General features: G+C 71.7%; 16 protein-coding genes and 3 pseudogenes. 2 read left to right on the forward strand and 17 right to left on the reverse strand.

Translation table 11 applies throughout. The features are described from left to right. Positions 1 to 5: 5 nt before the first annotated feature. Both ACFWY6_RS03655 and ACFWY6_RS03660 read right to left on the reverse strand, forming a co-directional pair. Positions 6 to 1,724: a GAF domain-containing protein gene (locus ACFWY6_RS03655; protein WP_384686004.1), complete on the reverse strand. Its 1,719-nt coding sequence runs from the start codon at positions 1,722 to 1,724 to the stop codon at positions 6 to 8. A gap of 174 nt (positions 1,725 to 1,898) precedes the next feature. Then, the gene (locus tag ACFWY6_RS03660) at positions 1,899 to 2,711 is read right to left on the reverse strand and encodes a phytanoyl-CoA dioxygenase family protein (protein WP_384686005.1); all 813 of its coding nucleotides are present in this window, start codon (positions 2,709 to 2,711) and stop codon (positions 1,899 to 1,901) included. A 230-nt stretch (positions 2,712 to 2,941) separates the two neighbouring features. Between ACFWY6_RS03660 and ACFWY6_RS03665 the strand changes: the two genes are divergently transcribed. Continuing rightward, the gene (locus ACFWY6_RS03665; RefSeq protein ID WP_384686007.1) at positions 2,942 to 4,663 is read left to right on the forward strand and encodes a GAF domain-containing protein; all 1,722 of its coding nucleotides are present in this window, start codon (positions 2,942 to 2,944) and stop codon (positions 4,661 to 4,663) included. Positions 4,664 to 4,677: 14 nt separating this feature from the next. Here the strand turns inward: ACFWY6_RS03665 and ACFWY6_RS03670 are convergent, their stop codons facing one another. The 15 genes and pseudogenes from ACFWY6_RS03670 to ACFWY6_RS03740 form a co-directional block, all read right to left on the reverse strand. Next, a complete protein-coding gene (locus ACFWY6_RS03670; protein ID WP_384686009.1) occupies positions 4,678 to 5,364 on the reverse strand; it encodes a response regulator in 687 nt (228 codons plus the stop codon). A gap of 105 nt (positions 5,365 to 5,469) precedes the next feature. After that, a pseudogene (gene hypE, locus ACFWY6_RS03675) lies at positions 5,470 to 6,502 on the reverse strand (hydrogenase expression/formation protein HypE). Then, positions 6,499 to 7,599: pseudogene (gene hypD, locus ACFWY6_RS03680) on the reverse strand (hydrogenase formation protein HypD). The pseudogenes hypE and hypD overlap by 4 nt, the downstream one beginning before the upstream one ends. Continuing rightward, positions 7,596 to 7,995 (reverse strand): annotated as a pseudogene (locus ACFWY6_RS03685) (CBS domain-containing protein); the annotation flags it as partial. The pseudogenes hypD and ACFWY6_RS03685, both read right to left, overlap by 4 nt. 102 nt (positions 7,996 to 8,097) lie before the next feature. After that, on the reverse strand, positions 8,098 to 9,429 hold the full coding sequence (locus ACFWY6_RS03690) for a Ni/Fe hydrogenase subunit alpha (RefSeq protein ID WP_384686011.1): 1,332 nt from the start codon (positions 9,427 to 9,429) through the stop codon (positions 8,098 to 8,100). Beyond that, on the reverse strand, positions 9,426 to 10,181 hold the full coding sequence (locus tag ACFWY6_RS03695; protein ID WP_384686013.1) for an oxidoreductase: 756 nt from the start codon (positions 10,179 to 10,181) through the stop codon (positions 9,426 to 9,428). The genes ACFWY6_RS03690 and ACFWY6_RS03695 overlap by 4 nt, the downstream gene beginning before the upstream one ends. A gap of 1 nt (position 10,182) precedes the next feature. After that, the gene (locus ACFWY6_RS03700) at positions 10,183 to 10,989 is read right to left on the reverse strand and encodes an FAD/NAD(P)-binding protein (protein WP_384686015.1); all 807 of its coding nucleotides are present in this window, start codon (positions 10,987 to 10,989) and stop codon (positions 10,183 to 10,185) included. After that, a complete protein-coding gene (locus ACFWY6_RS03705) occupies positions 10,986 to 11,450 on the reverse strand; it encodes a Crp/Fnr family transcriptional regulator (RefSeq protein WP_384686017.1) in 465 nt (154 codons plus the stop codon). Before ACFWY6_RS03705 ends, ACFWY6_RS03700 begins: the two co-directional genes overlap by 4 nt. After that, on the reverse strand, positions 11,447 to 12,457 hold the full coding sequence (locus tag ACFWY6_RS03710) for a 4Fe-4S dicluster domain-containing protein (RefSeq protein WP_384686019.1): 1,011 nt from the start codon (positions 12,455 to 12,457) through the stop codon (positions 11,447 to 11,449). Before ACFWY6_RS03710 ends, ACFWY6_RS03705 begins: the two co-directional genes overlap by 4 nt. Positions 12,458 to 12,650: 193 nt before the next feature. Further along, entirely contained in the window at positions 12,651 to 13,244 is a 594-nt protein-coding gene (locus ACFWY6_RS03715) for a hypothetical protein (RefSeq protein ID WP_384686021.1), read from the reverse strand. A 95-nt stretch (positions 13,245 to 13,339) separates the two neighbouring features. Then, positions 13,340 to 14,071 (reverse strand): CBS domain-containing protein, encoded by a 732-nt coding sequence (locus tag ACFWY6_RS03720; RefSeq protein WP_384686023.1) that lies wholly within the window; start codon positions 14,069 to 14,071, stop codon positions 13,340 to 13,342. A gap of 61 nt (positions 14,072 to 14,132) precedes the next feature. After that, positions 14,133 to 16,826: a GNAT family N-acetyltransferase gene (locus ACFWY6_RS03725; protein WP_384686025.1), complete on the reverse strand. Its 2,694-nt coding sequence runs from the start codon at positions 16,824 to 16,826 to the stop codon at positions 14,133 to 14,135. A gap of 96 nt (positions 16,827 to 16,922) precedes the next feature. After that, positions 16,923 to 17,192: a HypC/HybG/HupF family hydrogenase formation chaperone gene (locus ACFWY6_RS03730; RefSeq protein ID WP_384686027.1), complete on the reverse strand. Its 270-nt coding sequence runs from the start codon at positions 17,190 to 17,192 to the stop codon at positions 16,923 to 16,925. Positions 17,193 to 17,197: 5 nt separating this feature from the next. Next, entirely contained in the window at positions 17,198 to 19,492 is a 2,295-nt protein-coding gene (gene hypF, locus ACFWY6_RS03735; protein WP_384686029.1) for a carbamoyltransferase HypF, read from the reverse strand. 11 nt (positions 19,493 to 19,503) lie between these two features. Next, positions 19,504 to 20,004 (reverse strand): hydrogenase maturation protease, encoded by a 501-nt coding sequence (locus ACFWY6_RS03740; RefSeq protein WP_384686031.1) that lies wholly within the window; start codon positions 20,002 to 20,004, stop codon positions 19,504 to 19,506. A gap of 170 nt (positions 20,005 to 20,174) precedes the next feature. On the opposite strand from ACFWY6_RS03740, the gene ACFWY6_RS03745 reads away from it, so the two are divergent. Further along, on the forward strand, positions 20,175 to 20,875 hold a 701-nt coding region (locus ACFWY6_RS03745; protein ID WP_384686033.1), incomplete at its 3' end, for a universal stress protein.

Genomic DNA, 20,875 nt, shown 5'->3' on the forward strand with positions numbered 1-20,875 from the left:
CGCCGTCAGGGCTGCAGCGGCGCCTGCCAGACCAGGCGGGTACCGCCGCCGTCCGGCGAGTCCAGCGTCAGGGTGCCGTCGAGCGCGGCGGCTCGCTCTTCGAGGTTCCGCAGACCACTTCGCCGACCACCGGTATCCGGTATCCCGATGCCGTCGTCACGCACCGTGAGCGTGAGGAGGTCTGCTTCGACGACCAGCGATACAACGGCCGACCGCGCCCGCGCGTGCTGTGCCACGTTGGACAAGGCCTCCTGCAGGACGGCGACGACGTTGTCGGCGAGCGCCGGTGGCACATCGGTGTCGACCAGCCCTTCCATCCGCAGCAGCGGTGTGAAGCCGAGCGCCGCGACGGCCTCCTGAACCGTCTTGACCATGTGCGTGCGCAGTCCACGGGCGGCGGGCCCGGTCTCCTTCGCGCGCAGGCCGAAGATCGTGGAGCGGATGACCTTGATCGTCTCGTCGAGGTTGTCCACCGCCCGCAGCAGCCGCTCCTCGGCCTCGGGATGCTCGACGAAACGCAGTGCGCTCTGCAATGTCATGCCGGTGGCGAACAGCCGTTGAATGGCCAGATCGTGCAGATCGCGGGCGATCCGGTCGCGGTCCTCGAGCAGGGCGATCTGCTCGGTCTCGCGGCGTCGCTCGGCCAGTTCCATGGCCAGCGCCGCCTGCCCGGCGAACGCCAGGAGCGGCGCCGTCTCGGTGGCGGTGAAGGCGGTACCCGCCGCGGTGCGGGCCAGCAGCAGCACGCCCCGTACGCCGTCCTTCGTACCGATCGGAACGGCCACGGCAGGCCCGAACTCCGACCAGCGCGCCGGGCCCGCCGTGACCTGGGGGTCCTTGGCCAGATGGGTGCTGGTGACCGGTTCGGCCCGGGTCATGGCGGTACCCACGAAGGAACCCGTCCGGGGCAGCCGCATCTTGCGGTACGTCTCCGCGCCGACGCCCTCGGCCAGAGCCACCAGCAGCTCGTCCGTGTCCGTCAGCGGGACCGCGATGACGCCCAGATCGGCCCGGAGAATCCGGCGGGCACGTTCCACGACGAATCTCAGTACGTCGAGCTCCTCCTCACCGGACAGGAGGAGCGCCGTGACGTCCTTGTTGGCCTCGAGCCAGCTCTGGCGGTACTGGGACTCCGCGTAGAGGCGGGCGTTCTCGATGGCCACGCCGGCCGCCACGGCCAGTGTGGCGAGTACGGTCTCGTCCTCGTGGTCGAACTCCTGGCCGCCGCGCTTCTCGGTGAGGTACAGATTCCCGAACACCTCGTTACGCACCCGGATCGGCACCCCCAGGAACGAGTGCATCGGCGGGTGGTGCGGCGGGAATCCGTAGGAGGCCGGGTGTGCCGACAGCTCGGCGAGGCGCAACGGCCGGGGGTGGCGGATCAGTTCTCCGAGAATGCCGTGCCCCGACGGCAGATGTCCGATGGCCTCCGTCTGCTCCGCGCTCACCCCGACGGTCAGGAACTGGGAGAGCTGCTGGTCATCGCCGATCACCCCAAGGGCGCCGTACTCGGCGTCGACCAGTGACACCGCGGTCTCGACGATGTGCCGCAGGACCTGGGGGAGGTCGAGGCCGCGGCCGACCGCGAGAACCGCCTCAAGCAGCTCATCGACCCGATGCTGGGTACCGCGGATGGCGTCGATCCGCACCTGGACTTCGGCAAGCAACTCGGCCAGGCGCAGCCGTGGCAGGTGCTCGGGGCCTGTCCCGCTCTCCCGCGCCATCACATTCCGCCCGTACTGAGACGACGTCCTTTCACCGCTTTCCACCGTAGCCCGGGGCGGACCGCCGGGCTCTTCGGCTGTGCTCCATGGCCCGGTTCAGCCGCTCCGACATGCCCGTTCGCTTGTCCTCCGCCTTTTCACCACCGCCTTGACAGCGATGGTCGTGAAGCACGCCTAGTCGGCGCTGCGGTCGGTGCCGTCCCCGTCCGGACCGGGGGTGTTCTGCCCCAGGCCCCGGCGGATCGCGATCTCCACGGGTGAGTAAGCGCCGTCGGCCCGTTCCAGTTCGTACGGTGCGGCCGGCATCAACGGCGGCTGGGCCATGAAGCGCGGCCGCACCCCATGGTGCGGTTGCGCCGAGTGCACCAGGAACGGATGGCACAGGAAGACGTCGCCAGGGGACCCGGTGGCGAGGGCGAGTGGCCGGTGGTCGGACGCCGCCACCAGATCGGGCGCGAGGGCCAGCCCGCTCGCCCCGTCCTCCCCGTACTTCTCAAGGACCTTCGGCACGTCGAGGTGCGAGCCGACCCGGATCCGGGTCGGGGCGTCCTGTTCACCGACCTCGCTGAACAGGAACAGCATCAGCAGCGCCCGGCCCTGGGAACGCAGATTCGTGAAGTACCAGCTCTCGCCCTCCGGCAGATAGCTCCCCTCGATGTGCCAGCCCGCGTCGTCCGGCTCCTCCTCGTGCGGGAAGCGCAGCGGGAACGTGCCCAGCGAGTAGCGCGGCTCCCAGCGTCCCGCGCCGACGAGCAGGTCGTACGCGCGCTGCAGGGCGGGTGAGTTGGGTGCGGCGGCGAACGGCCCCTGCGCCATGCCGGCCACCCAGTGCACGGGCTGCGTCCACGTCGACGGGTCGTCCGGGTCGCAGCCCGTCTCTCGCCACAGCAGCCGCGCGCAGTCCGCGGCCACGCGCGGCGCGACGGCGCCCTCCAGTTTCACGAAGCCGTCGCGGAGGAAACGGGATACCAAGGTCTTGTCGTCCATGCCCCCATGGTGTGGCGACACCGGCCCTGGTCACCCGACACTTTCCGCACCGCCTTTATCGGGTGATCACCGGAGCGCGGTCAGGCGGCGCGCGTGCCACCTACCCGGCCGTGATCGTTCTCGGCGTAACCGGAATCTGACCTGTCGCCCTCTCCCGATCCGTCGCCGTCTGACTACTGTGTGGGGCATCTCTGCATCGCCTGTCTGACAGACCCCGGCGGAGGCAGCACATGGGTGGGGAAGAGCGCAGTGGGTCGGGACAGTTGCCCCGATTACGGCTGGATGAGCTGCTCGAAGAGCTTCAGGTACGGATCGACGCGGTTCGCGGGACCCGGGACCGACTGCACAGTCTGTTGGAAGCGGTCCTTTCCGTGGGGCGGGAGCTGGACCTGCCGCAAGTGCTGCGGCGCATCGTCGAGACCGCCGTGGCACTGGTGGACGCGGAGTACGGTGCGCTCGGCGTCATCGGCGCGGGGGACATGCTGGACGAATTCCTGCCGGTGGGGATCAACGAGGAGCTGCGGGCTCAGATCGGCGACCTGCCATCGGGGCACGGGCTGCTCGGTGAACTGATCCGGCATCCCGAGCCGTTGCGGCTGAGGGAGCTTTCGGAGCACTCTGCCTCGTCCGGCTTCCCGGCCCATCATCCACCGATGCACTCGTTCCTCGGCGTGCCCATCCGGGTGCGCGAGAAGGTGTTCGGGAACCTCTACCTCACCGAGAAGCGCGGCGGGGGCGAGTTCGACGCCGAGGACGAGGCGGTGCTTTCCACCCTCGCCGTGGCGGCGGGCGTGGCCATCGAGAACGCCCGGCTCTACGAGGAGGCACGGCTGCGGGAGCGCTGGCTGACGGCGAGCGCCGAGTTCACCAGCTCCCTGCTGTCCGGCGCCTCGGAGTCGCGCGTACTGGAGTTGATGGTCGAGCGTGCCCGGGAGATCACCTCCGCCGACATCGGTGTCGTCGATCTGGTGGTGGCGGGGAACGAAGAGCTGCGCGGCGCACTCGCACTCGGCGAGGGCTCAGAGGCGCACCGGGGCCGGCGCGTTCCCCGCGAAGGGACCCTGGCCGGCGCGGCGTTGAGCGACGGCGGTCTGGTGACCACCATGGACGTGAGCAGCGATCCGCGGGTCACCTTCGCGCCGGAGAGGTGGAAGGGTCTGGGGCCTGCGGTCGCCGTCCCGATGGGGACGGCCGACGGGCTGCGCGGCGTCCTTGTCCTTGCTCGGCGGACCGGGCGCCCCGCCTTCGGCGACGCCGAGATCGCACCGCTGCCCGGATTCGCCGGACAGGCCGCGCTCGCCCTGGAACTGGCGGAACGACGACGGGACGCCGAGCAGATGAGCCTGCTGGAGGACCGGGACCGGATCGCCCGTGATCTGCATGACCTGGCCATTCAGCGTCTGTTCGCGACCGGCATGACGCTGCAGAGCGCCCAGCGTTTCGTCCAGCACCCTGAGGCTTCCGAACGTCTGATACGGGCAGTGGACGATCTCGACACCACGATAAAGATCATTCGGTCGACCATCTTCGGGCTCCGGGCCCATGAGGCGAGCGCGGCAGGCGTTCCCGGGTTGCGCATGCGGACCACGCGGACGGTGGAGGAGGCGATCGCCTCACTTGGCTTCACGCCCGCCCTGCGTACGGAGGGCCTGATCGACACCGATGTGCCGGCCGTCATCGCCGACGACGCCGTGGCCGTGCTGAGCGAGGCGCTCGCCAATGTCACCCGGCACGCACAGGCGTCGGCCGCGGAGATCTCCCTCGTCGTGGGCAGGGGAAAGCTGACTCTGACCGTGACGGACAACGGCGTCGGCATCGGCGGGGGCGGGCGTCGCAGCGGCCTGCGCAACATCGCCGAGCGGGCCGAGCGTCTTGGCGGCACGCTGACGCTGAGCGCCGGGCCGGACGGCGGAACACGCTTGGAGTGGCAAGTGACGCTGCCGGTCCGGTAAGTCCGCGGGGACGGTCAGCGCGGGGTGCCCGGATCGACGTGGGCGGCGATCACTGCGGCCTGGATCCTGCGTTCGACGCCCAGCTTCGCCAGGAGGCGCGAGATGTGGTTCTTGACGGTCTTCTCCGAGAGGAAGAGCCGCTTGCCTATCTGCCGGTTGGTGAGGCCTTCGCCGATCAGGGCGAGGATGTCCCGTTCGCGTTCCGAGAGCCCTGCCAGCCTGGCGTCCTGCGACGACGCGGCCGTCGCGTCCGGACCGCGCAGAGTGCTCATCAGGCGAGACGTGGTGGCCGGGTCGAGCAGGGACTGCCCGGCGGCGACGGTACGTACCGCGTCGATCAGGTCCGTGCCCTTGATCTGCTTCAGGACGTAGCCCGCAGCGCCCGCCATGATCGCGTCCAGGAGCGCGTCGTCGTCATCGAAGGACGTCAGCATCAGACAGGCCACCTCCGGCATCCTGGACCGCAGTTCACGGCAGACGGTGATGCCGTCGCCGTCGGGAAGACGGATGTCGAGGATCGCCACGTCCGGACGCAGTGCCGGGCCACGGACCAGCGCCTGTTCACTGGTACCCGCCTCCCCGACGACCTCGATGTCGGCTTCGGAGTCGAGCAGATCGTGGACTCCCCTGCGGACGACCTCGTGGTCGTCGAGGAGGAAGACCCGTATCGGGTGCTCCGGCGAGAAGGCGCGTGCGGCCATGACTGCCCCCTGACTGTCGACGGTTCCGTTCCGATCGTGTCGGGTGAGTGGGGTGGCGCACCAGGGCCGAGTGGGCCCGATCGGTACGGCAACCGGTGCCATCTCTCAGCAGATGCGCGGGAGTTGCTCACCGATCGGCATGTCGACCACCCTGCGCGCGCCGATCAGCGTGCGCAGTACGACCCGGCCGGAAGGCCCTGCCGTGCAGTGTCCGATGGGTACGGCCGCCGCTCCCTCGGGGTACGAACGGAGCGCGGTGAGCGCTTCTTCCGCCACCTCGGGCGCGACGAAGGCGATCAGGCAGCCTTCGTTCGCGACGATCAGCGGGTCGAGGCCGAGCAGGTCGCAGGCCGCGGCGGCGGCCTGGGGCACGGGCACGGTGCTCTCTTCGATCTCCACGCCGACACCCGAGGCGCCGGCGATCTCGTTGAGCGAGGCGGCCACCGCCGCGGGTGGGGTCACGCAGGCTGTGGACTGCGCCGCCGAGGTGGGCGAGTGCCCGGACGAGGCCGTGCAGGGGGCGGGTGTCGGAGGCGATGTCCGTCTCGAAGCCGAGCCCTTCACGGGTCGAGAGTACGGCGGTGCCGTGCAGGCCGATCGGCCCTGAGAGCAGGACGACGTCGGCGGGGCGCGCGCGGGCCGCGGAGGGATTCAGGCCCGGGATGCGGCGGCCGATGCCGGTCGTATTGAGGAAGAGGCGGTCGGCGGCGCCGCGTCCGACGACCTTGGTGTCACCGGTGATGACGGGGGCTCCGACCTGGTGCGCGGCCTTCCCCGCGGAGGCCAGGACGGCACGGAGTTCCGCGAGCGGCAGGCCCTCCTCGGCGATCACCGCGAGGGTGAGGGCGAGGGGCAGGGCGCCACGCATGGCCAGGTCGTTTACCGTGCCGTGGACGGCAAGCGAGCCGATGTCCCCGCCGGGGAAGGTCAGCGGGCTGACCACGAACGAGTCGGTGGCGACGACGAGTTCGTCCCGGTCGGGAAGCAGGGCCGCGTCTTCGAGCGGACCGGACGGGGGCCCGCCCAGTGCGGGCAGGACGAGCGCGTCGAGCAGCTCCGCAGTGAGCCGTCCGCCCGCGCCATGACCCAGTTGGACGACTTCGTTCTCGTCGTACGGAAGGGGGCAGTCGAGGTTCATGCCGGTGCGCTCCTGGTTCGTCCGGCGGCGTGGAAGGCGGCGCAGGTGCCCTCGCCGGAGACCATGGGGGCGCCGAGCGGGGCGCGTGGCGTGCAGCGCACCCCGTAGGCGGCACAGTCGGTGGGCAGCCGGGCGCCGGTCAGGATGGCCCCGGCGATGCACTCGGGGTCCTCGGTGGGGTGCAGGCCGGCCACGTCGAAGCGCCGCGACGCGTCGAAGTCGGCGTATTCCGGGGCGAGTTCGAAGCCGCTGGCCGGGAGTGTCCCGATGCCGCGCCAGGCCCGGTCGGTGATGCGGAAGACGCGGGTGAGGACGGACCGGGCTTCGGTGTTGCCCGTGCGGCGCACGGCCCTTGCGTACTGGTTCTCCACCACGTGGCGGCCCTCTTCGAGCTGAGTGACGGCCATCAGGATGCCCTCCAGGAGGTCCAGCGGCTCGAACCCCGTGACGACGACGGGGACTTGGTGCCGCGCGGCGATCGGTTCGTACTGCGTCCACCCCATGACCGCGCACACGTGCCCCGCGGCCAGGAACGCCTCGACCTCGCAGCCGGGATCGTCGAGCAGGGCGGTCATCGCGGGCGGTACGAGGACATGGCTGACGAGGAGCGAGAAGTTGGTGAGGCCGAGGTGTGCGGCGTGCAGGACGGCCATGGCGTCGGCGGGCGCGGTGGTCTCGAAGCCGACGGCGAGGAAGACCACTTCGCGGCCGGGGTTCTTCTCGGCGATGCGCACCGCGTCCATCGGCGACTAGACGACCCGGACGTCCGCGCCACGGGCCCGCAGGGCGAGCAGGTCGGTGGCGTGGCCCGGGACCCGCAGCATGTCGCCGAAGCTGGTGAGGATCACGCCGGGGCGCGCCGCGACGGCCATGGCGCGGTCGAGGGTCTCCAGCGGCGTGACGCAGACCGGGCAGCCGGGGCCGTGGATCATGCGGATGCCCGCGGGCAGCAGTTCGTCGATGCCCTGCCGTACGAGGGTGTGGGTCTGGCCACCGCACACCTCCATGATCTGCCAGGGGTGTGTCGCGGTGCGCTCCAGCTCCGCGAGCAGCTGCCGGGCCAGGGCCGGATCGCGGTACTCGTCGAGGTACTTCACCGGGGCGGTGTCCGTGGCGCCGGTTCGGCCGGTTCCACGCGTACGTCGACGACGCCTTCGACGGCCCGCGTGAGCCGGGCGGCCACCGGCACGAGTCCTGTCGCGGATCTCTCCGCCGAGGGTGACCACGCCGCCTTCGACCGCGACCGTGACGGCCCCCTCCGGGAAGAGGAAGGCGGTCACGGTGCGGGTCACCTCGTCCGCGAGTTCCTCGTCGGTGCGCAGGGACACCTTCAGCAGGTCGCTGCGGCTCACCACGCCCTGCAGCAGGCCGTGGGCGTCGATCACAGGGAGACGTTTGATGTGCCGCAGGGCCATGATGCGGGCGGCCTGCGGGAGGATGGTGTCCGGGTGGACGCTGACGGCGGGGGTGCTCATCACCTCGCCCGCGGTCAGGCCTCACGGCCCACGGCGATGACAGTGTGGGTCATCACGTCACTCACGGTGCGCGGGGAGTGGAGCACGGCGTCCTCCTGGGGAGTTGGGGGCGGTCGGTGGTCAGGTGCGGTCGACGGTCAGGTCGAGGAAGTGGGTGGAGCAGGAGATGCACGGATCGTGGTTGCGGATGGCCCGCTCGCACAGCCGCGTCAGCTCCTGGTCCGTCGTACCGTTTTGGGTGATCGCGGACTGGGCGGTGCGGCGCAGGTCGTCCTCGATGGCGCCCTGGTTCTGCGCGGTGGGCGGCACGAGGCGGGCGTCGGTGACGGTGCCGTCGGCGTCCAGCAGGTAGCGGTGGTAGAGGAGTCCGCGCGGGGCCTCCGTGGCACCGTGTCCGGTGCCGGCGGCGGCCGGGACCTCGTTGTACGGGCGGAGCGGCGGCTCGTACGTGTCGATGATCCGCAGCGCTTCGTCGACGGCGTACACGACCTCCACGCCCCGGACGAGGATCGAGCGGTACGGGTTGCGGCAGACCGCCCCTTCGTACGGGTCACCGAGCCCGGCCGCGCGGGCGGCCTCCACCGCCGTGCGCGACAGCCAGCGCCCGCTGATCGCGAACCGGGCCAGTGATCCCGTGAGATGACGGCGCCCGTCGAGAGTGGAGTGCAGGGCGGTCGAGTGCGGCAGGTGCTCCTCCCGCACACGGTCCAGGAAGGTGTGGAGCGGGAAGCTGCTCAGCGTGCCGTCCGCGCGCAGGACCGCCGGCGTGCCGTTCTCGATGGCGTACGTTCCCGGGGCGGCCAGCGCGAACAGGTCGGCGTCGGTCTCGGCGTCGGGGAAGTCGAAGCCCGCCACCCACTCGACGGTCTGCCAGGCATCGTCCGCGGCACGCCTCAACTGCTCTCCCAGCGCCCGCAGTTCGTGGTGCGTCGGGGTGCGGTGGAAGCCGCCGAGGCGGACGTTGACGGGGTGGATGGCGCGGCCGCCGAGAAGTTCGAGGATCGCGTTCCCCGCCTGCTTCAGGCGCAGCCCGCGCTCGACGTGTGCGCGGGCGGTGCGGGCAAGCTCGATGGCGCCGTCGCAGCCGAGGAAGTCGGGGGCGTGCAGGAGGTAGATGTGCAGGGTCTGGCTCTCGATCCATTCGCCGCAGTACAGCAGCCGCCGCAGTTCACGCAGGGCCGGGTCGACGGTGGCCCCGCAGGCGTCCTCGATCGCGGCGCAGGCGCTCATCTGGTAGGCGACGGGGCAGATCCCGCAGACCCGGGCGGTGATGTCCGGCGGTTCGGTGTACGCCCTGCCCCGCAGGAAGGCCTCGAAGAACCGCGGCGGCTCGTAGATCCGCAGCCGCGCCTCGGTGACCGTCCCGTCATGGACGCTCAAGCGCAGGGCGCCTTCGCCCTCGACCCGGGAGAGCGAACCGACGTGCAGGACGCGGGATCCCCGGTGCGTCATCGGCGTAACTCCTCTTCGAACGCGGCGGTGTTGAAGGTGTGCAGGAAGCGTTCGGTGTCGCGGTCGTCCATGCCGTCGCGGTGCAGCACCGGGATCAGCGCGGGCAGGTTCACCGACCCGGACGGGCCGAAGCAGCCGTAGCAGCCGCGCCCGTACGCCGGGCAGATCGCCCCGCACCTGGCGTGCGTGACCGGGCCCAGACAAGGGGTGCCATGGGCGACGGTGACGCAGACCGTGCCGCGCCGCTTGCACTCGAAGCAGACGCTGTTGTTCGGGATGTCCGGCTTGCGGCCCGCCAGATACGCGGTGATGACCTCCAGGAGCCGGCGGCGGTCGACGGGGCAGCCGCGCAGCTCGAAGTCGACGTCCACGTGCGCGGAGACGGGGGTGGAGGTGGCGAGCGTGTCGATGTAGTCGGGGCGTGCGTAGACGGTGCGGGTGAACTCCTCGACGTCCGCGAAGTTCCGCAGCGCCTGGATGCCGCCGGCCGTCGCGCAGGCCCCTATCGTCACCAGGCGGCGGGAGGCGGCCCGGATCGTGTGGATCCGCCCGGCGTCGGCGTGCGTGGTGACGGAGCCCTCGACCAGCGCGAGGTCGTACGGTCCTGGCCGGACCGCGCTGGAGGCTTCCAGGAAGTGGGCTGACTCCACCTGCCCCGCGAGGCCGAGGAGTTCGTCCTCGCAGTCGAGCAGGGTGAGCTGGCAGCCGTCGCAGGAGGCGAGCTTGAACACGGCCAGCGTCGGCAGACTCATCTCACAACTCCCTTACGTAGAGCAGGGGTTCGGCCTGGTTCCAGGTGACGACGGGGCCGTCCCTGCACAGCAGCAGCGGGCCGAGCTGGCAGTGGCCGCAGTGTCCGGTCGCACAGCGCATGTTGCGCTCCAGGGAGACCCTGACGCGGTCGGCGGGCAGGCCCCGGTGGAGCAGGTCGCGGGCCGTGGCCCGGATCATCGGCTCGGGGCCGCAGACGAACGCGGTGGTGTTGTCCGGCGTGAAGTGCGCATCGCCGAGGAGCTTGGTGACCACGCCGATGTGGCCCGCCCAGCGCGCGTCGGGCCGGTCGACGGTGACTCCCGTGTACGCGGTCTGCCACTGCCGGGTTTCGATCCTGGCCATCAGGTCGTCGGGGGTGCGGGCGCCCACCAGGACGTTCAGCCGGCCGTACGGTTTCGGGTCGGCCTCCGCGTCGCGGATCAGGGGACGCAGCGGGGCGAGGCCGATGCCGTCGGCGACGACCAACAGGTCCTGTCCGACGGCCTTTTCGAGTTCCCAGCCGGTGCCGTAGGGGCCGCGCAGTCCGAGTACGTCACCGGCTTCGGCGGCGTACAGCCCCTCGGAGACCGCACCCACGCCGCGTACCGTGTGCGCCAGGCCTCCGGTGGTGGGGATCGCGCTGACCGACAGGGGGATCTCGCCCCTCCCGAACGCCCACACCATCGCGAACTGGCCCGGCACAAAGGCGGGCAGCGGCTCCCCCACCGGCTCCACACGCAGGGTGACGGTGTCCGGGGTCTCCGCCCAGCGGGCGATCACCCGGTAGGGAACCGGCACGGCGGTCATCCCCGCACACCGCTTCCACTGCCGTAGGGGGCGTACAGGTCGAGCAGCCGGGTCCTGGCCGACTGCAGCCGGTGGGCGAGCACCCGGCCCACCCACTGGCCGACGACCGCCCCCAGGGCCGGGTCGTCCTCACACATCAGCCGGACCGCGAGGGCATCGAACTCCTCGGCCCGCACGGGGCTCTGCGCCACGGCACCGAGCTGCCAGACGTACGGCGGGAACAGCCAGGACCAGCCGACCAGTTCACCGTGGCCCAGCGTCTCGATCGAGGGCGAGCGGCGGCCGGGGACATGCATGTCGAGCACGACCGATCCGGTGCGGATGATCCAGAACCGGTCGGCGCGCCCGCCCTCCTCGAAGATCCGCGTCCCGGCAGGGAAGGACACCTGCCGGGCGATCCGCATCAGCCGATCGCGGTGCTCGACCGGAAGAGCGCTCATCATGGTCGTGGTGCTGGTCATCGCCCTGTCTCCTTCTTGTCCGCCTCGTCCTTGAGAGCCGCCACCTCTTCGGTGATGTCGATGCCGACCGGGCACCAGACGATGCAGCGGCCGCAGCCCACACAGCCGGAGCTGTCGAACTGGTCGTGCCAGGTGCCGAGTTTGTGGGTGAGCCACTGGCGGTAGCGGCTGCGGCCCGAGGAACGCACCGGCCCGCCATGGACGTACGAGAAGTCCAGGTCGAAGCAGGAGTCCCAGCGCTGCCGGCGCTCCGCGTGGTCGCCCGTGAGGTCGGTGACCTCCTCGGTCGTGGTGCAGAAGCAGGTGGGGCAGACCATCATGCAGTTCCCGCAGGTCAGACAGCGCGACGCGATGTCGTCCCAGCGCTCGGCCTCCAGGCTCGAACCCATCAGCTGCCGCAGGCTCACCGGCGGCATGGCCCGCCTCATCCTGTCGACGACCTCGGTGAGCGCGAGGTCGAAGCCCGCGTCGGCGCCGGGGCCGCCGCCCATGGAGACGCAGAAGCAGGTGGCGCCCGGCTCGGTGCACTCGGCGGCTATGAGGAACGCACCCCTCCGGCGTTCCTCATAGCCGGTGTCCTTGAAGTGACCGCCCGTCAACACCCGGTCCTGGATCGCGATGGCCCGCAGATCGCACGGGCGCACGCCGAGGAAGGCGTACGAGGGCCGGTCGGCGGTCTCGGTGCTGATGGCCACCGTTCCGTCGGGGGCACGGTCCGCGCTCCACAGCTTCTCCCGCTGTGGATGCAGGAAGTTCTTCCAGGACTGCGGACCGGCCGAGTGCGCGAAGGCCGCTCCGTCCCCGCGGCGCCGCAGCCGGTAGTGCCCGGCCTCCAGCTCCACGCCCCAGCCGTAAGGGAGTTGATCGGCCGATTCGAGTTCGGCGAGGACGATCGCACCGTCGCGGACGGTGGGTCCAACGACCCTGCGGCCGTCGGCATTCAGCTCCGCGACGAGGGCGTTGAGGCCGTTCCGGTCGAGGACTGCCGTGGCTGCGCCGGTCGTCATGTCCGTCCTCCCACTCGTCGGGGTGGTTCTGTCCGGGTGGTTCTGTCCGGGTGGTGCTGTCCGGGTGGTTCTGTCCGGGTGGTGCTGTCCGGGTGGTGCTGTCGGGGTGGTTCCCTGCACTCACCAGGCTCGAAGAGGCGCCTCCTGCGGGGCAGGGGCCGAGCGGCCCTATTCGGGCCCGGCCGGGCCCGGTTCAGGCCTCACCACCGGTCCACCGCGGTTCCGTCCGCGCCCACGCCTGCTCCCACTCGGCCATGCGCCGGCGGTGCGCCACAGTGCGTACGGTGATCCAGGCGCCCCCGATGAACCCCCAGGCCACAAGGCTCGCCGCGCCGCCCACGGCGATCGCGGTGCCCCACTGGACGTCCTCGGCCATCGGGGCCGTGGTGACCCTGCCGTGGGCGTCGAGCCAGACGTCGGTCCGGCTACCCGTCGTGGCGCCTGCCTCGACCTTGGCAACGGCCGTGTGCGCGGTGCCGCCACGATCGGTCCAGCGCACCTTGACCGGGTGGGTCGTACGGGAACCGACTCTGCCGGCCGCCGGAGCATTCTCGATCAGTGTGGCCCGTACGACGTGGCCGTCGGCCCGTTGCCGTTCGGCCTTCGCGTGCGCGGTGTCGTAGGTGAAGGCCCCGGCGAACGCCCCGGCCAGGGGCGCGACGAACAGCATCGCGGCTCCCAGCAGCAGTCCCGTCCACGCCTCGACGACGTCGCTGCGACGGCGCAGCGGGCTTCGCCGCCATCGCCAGCCGGCGGCGCGCCCGTGCGGCCGGGTTCGGGTGTCCACGCCCTCAGCTCCGCTGTGTCCCGGCCGCGACGGCATCCCGCAGCTCGGTCGCGTCGGCGACGAGCACCTTGGCGGTCATGGCGATCCGTCCCTTCTCAGAGTTTGCGCAGCCAGTCGTCGGCCACGCCTCGCAGGGCCTGATCGTTCGGCTGAAGACGGGAGTCGTCCACACGGTGGGTGAGCTTGTCCACGACCGCCACGACACCATCGATCTCACGCGTCATGTGCAGGGCGATGGGTACCTCGCTGCGGCGCTCCAGCTGGCCCTCAAGGGTCACCACGCCGTCCTGCACCTCGATTTTGATGGTCTGGGGTGCCAGCCACAGGGTGCGCACCAGGACCTGTTCGATCACTTCGTGGCGGATGTCGTCATCGGCGCGCAGGAACACCTGAAGAAGGTCGCGCCGGGTGACGATGCCGACCAGGCGGTCCTCTTCGTCGACGACGGGCAATCGCTCCACCTTGTGCTGGGCCATGCAACGGGCGCCCTCGGCAATGGTGTTGTCGGCGTGTACGCAAACGGGCGGCGTGGACATGAGCTGTCCCGCTGTCCGCGCCGTGGCCTTGGCCCGGTCCTTCCGTCCGCCCTTGCCCATCCGCCGCAGCCGGAAGCGGCGCGGCGCCTGGTACGGGTCGGGCGCCTGCGCCTCGCGCACCAGCAGGTCCGTCTCGGAGATCACTCCGACGACCTTGTCGTCGGCGTCGATCACGGGCAGCCCGCTGATGCGGTACTCGGCGAGGCGCTTGGCCACCTCCTTGAACGGCGTGCCGTACTGGGCGCTGACGACCTCACTGGTCATCACCGAACCGATCTTGCTGTGCTTCATCTCTGTCTCCTTCTCGGCGCAGTCGTTCACTCGGCGCAGTCGTTCACTCGGCGAGTCGTTCTCAGCGCAGTCGGCGCAGATACGGGTCGTGGGCGGTCCGAGGCAGCAGCCGTACGCGCACGTCGAGTGCCGTGGTGCCGCCCGGCCATGCCAGGACGGGGTTGAAGTCGGCCTCGGCGAGCTGTGGCAGGTCGCAGGCCATCCGGGACAGCCTGTGCAGCAGTTGCTCCAGGCCTTCGAGGTCGACCGGACCGCTGCCGCCGTGCCCGAAGAGCAGCGGGGCGCAGTGAGGCGAGGTGATCAGGTCATGGACGTCGAGGTCGGTGAGCGGGGCCAGCCGGGCGGCGTGGTCGGCGAGCAGCTCGGTGGCCGTGCCGCCGAGTCCGAAGAGGACCAGCGGCCCGAAGACCTCGTCCTGGACGACGCCCGCGAACAGTTCGGTGCCGCGCTCGGCGAGTGGCTGGACCACCACGCCGGTCAGCAGGCCGGCGAATCGCGTCTCGAAGTCCCGGAAGGCGGCCCGCACATGGGCGTCTCCCCGCAGATCGAGGTGGATGGCGCGCTGCTCGCTCTTGTTCAGCAGGCCGGGCCAGTGGGCCTTCAGCACCACCCTGCCGTCCGGACCGCGCAACCGCTCTGCGGCGCTGACTGCTTCGTTCTCGGTCTCGGCCCAGGCCCAGGGCAGCTGCGGTATGCCGTAGCAGGCGAGGAGCTCGGCGCAGGCGCGCGGGTCCAGCCAGCCGCCTTCGGGGTGCCTGGCGAGCCAGGTCTCGGCCACCGCGTGGGCGTGTTGCGTCTCCACCCCTGCGAGCGCGGGGACGGTGCCGGGCGGACGCGCCAGCCACTGGGCGCGGTGTACGGAGTGGGCAAGGGCGCATGCGGCTGCCTGTGGGTCGGCGTAGGCGGGTATGGAGCCGCCTCCCGTGGCGGGCAGCAGCCGCACGGGCAGTGCCTGGTCGAGGCGGACCGCGACGACCGTCCGAGTGCGTTGGGCCGGGCCACCGGTGAGCGCCCGGACGAGATCCTCGCCGGTCGCCGCCGCTACGGCGGTGGGCACAAGCACCACCAGCACGGCGTCGATGCCGCCGTGCCGCATCAGCCGGTCCACGCAGTTCCTGAGCTGCTCCTCGGTGACGGCGGCGGTGGCGTCGACCGGGTTGGCAGTCGAGGCACCCTCGGGCAGGACGTCGAGCAGGTCGTCGACGAGGCCGGCCGGGAGCAACGGCAGTGTGAGTCCGGCCTCTGCGCACGCATCCGCCGCGAGGACGCCCGCGCCGCCCGCGTTGGTGACGATGACGACCCGGTTTCCGGCGGGTGCGGGCTGGGAGTGCAGGAGGGCGGCGGTCTCGAGGAGTTCACCGATCGTCCGGGTGGCCGTGATGCCCGCCTGGGTGAACAGCGACTGCCGGGTCATGGTCCGGGTGGCGGCCGCGGCGGAGTGCGAGGCCGCGGCTCGCCTGCCGGCGTCGGTGCGGCCCGCGTCGACGGTGAGGACGGGCATGCGCCGGGTGACCCGCCGCGCGGTGCGGGAGAAGGCCCGCGGGTTTCCGAAGGACTCCAGGTGCAGCAGGGCGAGGTCCGTGACGCCGTCGCGTTCCCACCACTGGAGCAGGTCGTTGCCGCTGACGTCGTACTTGTCGCCGAGCGAGACGAAGCTGGAGACGCCGAGGCCGAGCCGGGACAGGCCGTCGAGCAGGGCGATTCCCACTCCCCCGGACTGCACGGCGACACCGGCGGTGCCGCGGCGCGGATGCCGGGCGGCGAAGGTCGAGTCCAGCGACAGCGCCTTGTCCGTGTTGGAGATGCCCAGGCAGTTGGGGCCCACCAGACGCATGCCGTACGTCCGGCAGGTGGCCAGCAGGGCGGCCGACTGTTCGGCTTCGAGACCGGCCGTGACGACCACCAGGGCGCGTACGCCCGCCTTGCCGCACTCTTCGGCCATGGTGGGCAGGGCCCGCGCAGGTACCGCGAGGACCACCAGGTCGGGCACCTGGGGCAGCTCGGCGACCGACGGAAAGGCGGGCACGCTCAGCAGCGACGACACGCTCGGGTTGACGGCGAAGAGCTGCCGCGTGAAGCCGCCGGTGCGCAGATTGCGCAGGACGGCCCGGCCGACCGAACCGGCCTTGCGGCCCGCGCCGACCACGGCGATCGAGCCGGGCCGCAGCAGCGGCTGGAGACTGGCCACGTCGGCCGTGCTGCCGCGCGCCTCGACCGCCGTCAGGTAGGTTTCGTCCTCCTCCAGCTGGATGGTGCAGCGCAGTTCGGGGCCGTCGAAGCGGCGGGCGGTGCGCAGGCCGAGGTCGGCGAAGACCTTCAGCACCTCGTGGTTCTCGGCGAGTGCGTCGGCGGTGAACGCGGTGATGCCGTCGGCGCGGGCGGCGGAGACGAGGTGTTCCAGGAGCAGGGTGCCGATCCCCCGGTGGTGCAGTCCCTCGGCGACGGCCAGCGAGATCTCGGCGGTCTCGGGCTCGTCCGTCCGCTCGTACTCGGCCAGGCCGATGATCTGGTCCTTGGACTCGGCGAGCAGCGCTCGGTATCCGGGGCGGGGAGCGGCGCAGGCCCGGTCCGCGGCCTGCACGGCGGACCGGCGGCTCGCGGCGAAGAACCGCAGCCGCAGGTTCGCCGGAGACATCTCCTCGTAGAGGCCCTGCAGTGGGGAGTGATCGTCGGGGCGGACGGCCCGTATGCAGGCCGTCGTCCCGTCGGCGAGCAGGGCGTGGACCGGAGGTCGGCTTCGCTCGTCGTGCGTCATCTGGGGCCTCCTGACGGCAGGTTGACCCTTCGAGAATCGGGCGGAGAGGGACGGCGCCCCAGGGGCTGGCCGGGTAGGGCCGAGGGCCGACCGGCCCTATGTGGCCGGGCCGGGCAACGGTTCGCCGAGTTCGGCCTCCACCGCACCCGTCATCGCCCGCAGGACGTCCGGCGTCCGTTCGGCCTCGGCTTCGTCGACCTCGGTGATGGCGAATCCGACGTGCACGATGACGTACGTACCGACCGTGGCCGCAGGTGTGCAGGCGAGGCACGCCTCACGCCGCACGCCGCCGAAGTCGACGGTGGCCATGCGCAGTCCGGCGTCGTCACGGATCTCCAGGATCCGCCCGGGAATGCCCAGGCACATCGCGCTCACTCCTTCGCGAGCCGGGCGGCGGCGACCGCGGCCTGCCCGTAGCTGACACCGCCGTCACCGACCGGTACGGCGCTGGAGACCAGGACCCGCACCCCCTGCGCGCGCAGTCGGCGGCTGACCTCGGTGAGCAGACGGCGGTTGAGGAAGCAGCCGCCGGCGAGGCAGACGGTGCGCGGGGCTCCGTCCTCGACGGCGTACGCGACGAGTTCAGCGGTCACGAGGGCCAGGGTCAGGTGGAAGGCCGCGGCGAGCTCGGGGACGCTCTCGCCGCTGTGCTGCCGGTCCAGGAGGTCGATGAGGGTCGGGCCCGGGTCGTAGACCCACAGCCCGTCCGCCCGCACCAGTCGGTGGTTCAGTGGCAGCGCGCTCACGCTGCCGGCCGCGTCCTCCAGGGCTGCGGCCGCTTCCCCCTCGTAGCTCACCGAGTGGACGAGGCCGAGCAGACTCGCCACGGCGTCGAAGAGCCGTCCGGCGCTCGAAGCGCGCGGGGAGTTGATGCCCCGGGCCACCATGGCCCGTACGACCGCGGCTTCGTCGGGATCGAGCCGGTCGGTGAAGGGTCGCGTCAGCCAGGGGTACGGGCGCGGGCTGCCGAGCAGTTCCGTTCCGTGCAGGTAGCCGAGGGCCATCCGGTACGGGTGGCGGATCGCGGCTTCGCCGCCGGGCAGCGGCGCGGTCGCGAAGCGGCCCGCCCTTCGGTGGCCGGTCAGGTCGGCGACGAGGATCTCTCCTCCCCACAGCGTCCCGTCGTCGCCGAGCCCCAAGCCGTCGTAGGCGACCCCGACGAAGGGGGTACGCAGTCCGTGCTCGGCCGCGCATGCCGCCAGATGGGCGTGGTGGTGCTGGACGGGCATGCAGGACAGTGGCTGGGCCTGAGCCCACTGGGTGGAGAGGTAGCCGGGGTGCAGGTCGTGCGCCACGACGGCCGGTTCGACGCCCGTGAGCCGGACGAGATCGTCGTACGCGTGCGTGAAGGCGTCCAGCGTCGTCGCGTCCGCCAGGTCCCCGCCGTGCGGGGAGAGGTGCGCGCCGTGCCCGTCCGCGAGGGTGAACGTGTGCTTGAGCTGCGCGCCGACCCCCACCAGGGGCACAGGGGCGGCGACGCCGAGGGGCAGCGGCGCCGGTGCCAGGCCTCGCGCCCTGCGGAGGGTGAGGATGGAGCGGCCGACGGTCTGCACGACCGAGTCGTCGTAGCGGGCGCGGATCGGCCGGTCGTGGGCGAGGAATCCGTCGGCGACCGTGGCCAGCGTGCGGCGGGCCTCCGTGTCGTCGGTGGCGATCGGTTCGTCGGCGAGGTTGCCGATGGTGACGACGAGCGGGCGCGTGAGTTCGCCGAGCAGGAGGTGATGCAGCCCGGTGGTGGGCAGGAACAGGCCGATCCGGTGCGTGCCCGGATGCACGGCGGGCGCGAGGCCCGGACCCCGTGCGGCGAGGAGCACGACGGGTCGCGCCGCCGAATCCAGAACGGACCGCTCGGCCCGCGACGTCCGCGCCAACTCCCGTGCTGCACCAAGGTCCTGGACCATGACGGCGAAGGGCTTGGCCGGTCGGTGCTTGCGCTCCCGCAGCGCCCGCACCGCCTCCTGATCGGTGGCATCGCACACCAGCTGACAGCCGCCGAGACCCTTCACCGCGACGATGCCTCCGCTCTCCACGGCCTTGACCGCGGCGCGCAGCGCGGTTTCCCCACTCAGCGCGTCCCAGGAGAGCTGTGGCCCACAGTCAGGGCACGCCAGAGGTTCGGCGTGGAAGCGCCGGTCGGCGGGGTCCGCGTACTCCGCCGCGCAGGCCGCGCAGAGCGGGAAGCGCCGCATCGTGGTGCGGATCCGGTCGTACGGGAGGTCCTCGATGACGGTGGCGCGCGGGCCGCAGTCGGTGCAGTTGACGAACGGGTAGCGGAACCGGCGATCGGTCGGGTCCAGGAGCTCAGCCAGGCAGGCGGCGCAGATCGCGGCGTCGGGCGGGATCTCTCGCGGGCCTCCGCGTAGCGCACGGCCTGCCTCGCTGTGCCGGATGGTGAAGCCGTGCGCGGGCAGCGGGAGTTGCCCGCACACGGCGGTCACGCGGACCTGCCGCACCTGGGCAAGCGCGGGAGCGCCGGTGCGCAGCCGTGCGGTGAACTCCTCGACGGCGTACGGAGATCCGGCGACCTCACCCTGCACGTGTCCCTCGGCGTTGGCAGCCCAGCCGTCCAGGCCGAGGCCGGTCGCGAGCCGGTGCACGAAGGGCCGGAAGCCGACCCCCTGCACGGTGCCGAACACCTCGAAGCGCAGTGCGCGGCGCTCCGGCATGGCCACCCCTCTCAACTGCGCGCGGCGGCGTCGCGGTGCCGCACGATCTCGTCCTCGATGTCTTCGGCGAGCGGCTCCACCACAGCCTCGACGCTCGCCGAAAGGCCGGTGCCCAGCGCACTGTCGGCGCCTTCCACCGCGTACCCGACCAGTCGGCCCGGCAACCGGCCGAGGGCCCGGGCGAGTTCGACGGCCTCGCCGAGCCCGAGCCCGTGCGAACTGGTCGTCCTTGGCCGGTCCAGCGCGTCGGCGTCGAGAGCCAGCCGGTGCACGCGTCCGGGGTGGGCGGGGTGAGTGTGTGCGGCGTCCACGACCACCGCGAGGTCGGATCCCTCCCACAGGCCGATCAGGCGGGCGGGGTCGCCGTCGCAGGTGGCCAGGACCGTCCCGGCCGGCAGGGGCCGTTCAGCGGCCCGCTCGCGGAGCCGGGCGACCACTGCCCGGCCCAAGCCGTCGTCGCGCCGGAACTCGTTGCCGATGCCTATCACCGCGATAGGTGTCCGGGTGGGCATCGCTCTCCTTCCGCCGGGCCGTGCTGCCACTGTGCGGATCCGCTGGTGGCCTCGACAGGGGCCGAATGTCCCCTACCGGGGCCGGTTCGCCCCTCCCCGGCCCGCGCTCCTCAGTGGAACCGTCCGAAGCGGAGCCCCTGCCCGGGGGCATGCCGGAAGGTGGTGGCATCGTGGACAAGCCCCTGATCGTCGGAGTCGACGGCTCGGATCCGAGCCTGGCCGCACTGGACTGGGCCGTGGACGAGGCCACGGCGCACGGGGTACCGCTGCGTATCGTCCATGCGTCGCGGTGGGAGTGGTACGAAGGGCACGAGCCGTCCTTCGGCGTCAACCGCTCCTCCGTCCAGGCCCTCTCGGACCACATCGCCGCCTCGGCGGTGGAGCGCGCCCTGCGCCGCACGTCCGCCGTGAAAGTGACGAGCGAGGTGGTGTCCGAGGATCCGGCCGCCGCGCTGGCGCGGCTGAGCGCGGAGGCCGACGCCGTCGTCGTCGGCAGTCGCGGGCGCGGTGAACTCGCGGAACTGCTGCTCGGCTCGGTGAGTCTGTCCGTCGCCGCGCACGCCGTCTCACCGGTGATCGTCGTACGCGGCACCGAAGGGAAGGTGACCGGCGGGCTCAGTACCGTCGCGGTCGGCGTGGACGATCCCGAAGAGGCCGCCCATGCCGTGCGGTTCGCTCTTCGCGAGGCTCAGGTGCGGAAGGCCGCCGTGGTCGCCGTTCACGCCTGGCGCTGTCCCGCCCGGGAGATCCCCGACTTCCCCGCCCTGACGGACGACGACCATCGGCGCCGGGCCGAGCAGCTCGTCGAGGAGGCCGTGCGGGGCGCGGCCGCGGTCCCGCCGCCCCAGCTCACGCTGCCGACGACGCCACG

Source organism: Streptomyces sp. NPDC059037, from assembly GCF_042740015.1.
Classification (GTDB): Bacteria; Actinomycetota; Actinomycetes; order Streptomycetales; family Streptomycetaceae; genus Streptomyces.

Coding starts and splice junctions, on each gene's coding strand:
- ACFWY6_RS03655 (WP_384686004.1), bottom strand. CDS start 1,724: ATGGCGCGGGAGAGCGGGACAGGCCCCGAGCACCTGCCACGGCTGCGC.
- ACFWY6_RS03660 (WP_384686005.1), bottom strand. CDS start 2,711: ATGGACGACAAGACCTTGGTATCCCGTTTCCTCCGCGACGGCTTCGTG.
- ACFWY6_RS03665 (WP_384686007.1), top strand. CDS start 2,942: ATGGGTGGGGAAGAGCGCAGTGGGTCGGGACAGTTGCCCCGATTACGG.
- ACFWY6_RS03670 (WP_384686009.1), bottom strand. CDS start 5,364: ATGGCCGCACGCGCCTTCTCGCCGGAGCACCCGATACGGGTCTTCCTC.
- ACFWY6_RS03690 (WP_384686011.1), bottom strand. CDS start 9,429: ATGACGCACCGGGGATCCCGCGTCCTGCACGTCGGTTCGCTCTCCCGG.
- ACFWY6_RS03695 (WP_384686013.1), bottom strand. CDS start 10,181: ATGAGTCTGCCGACGCTGGCCGTGTTCAAGCTCGCCTCCTGCGACGGC.
- ACFWY6_RS03700 (WP_384686015.1), bottom strand. CDS start 10,989: ATGACCGCCGTGCCGGTTCCCTACCGGGTGATCGCCCGCTGGGCGGAG.
- ACFWY6_RS03705 (WP_384686017.1), bottom strand. CDS start 11,450: ATGACCAGCACCACGACCATGATGAGCGCTCTTCCGGTCGAGCACCGC.
- ACFWY6_RS03710 (WP_384686019.1), bottom strand. CDS start 12,457: ATGACGACCGGCGCAGCCACGGCAGTCCTCGACCGGAACGGCCTCAAC.
- ACFWY6_RS03720 (WP_384686023.1), bottom strand. CDS start 14,071: ATGAAGCACAGCAAGATCGGTTCGGTGATGACCAGTGAGGTCGTCAGC.
- ACFWY6_RS03725 (WP_384686025.1), bottom strand. CDS start 16,826: ATGACGCACGACGAGCGAAGCCGACCTCCGGTCCACGCCCTGCTCGCC.
- ACFWY6_RS03730 (WP_384686027.1), bottom strand. CDS start 17,192: ATGTGCCTGGGCATTCCCGGGCGGATCCTGGAGATCCGTGACGACGCC.
- hypF (WP_384686029.1), bottom strand. CDS start 19,492: ATGCCGGAGCGCCGCGCACTGCGCTTCGAGGTGTTCGGCACCGTGCAG.
- ACFWY6_RS03740 (WP_384686031.1), bottom strand. CDS start 20,004: ATGCCCACCCGGACACCTATCGCGGTGATAGGCATCGGCAACGAGTTC.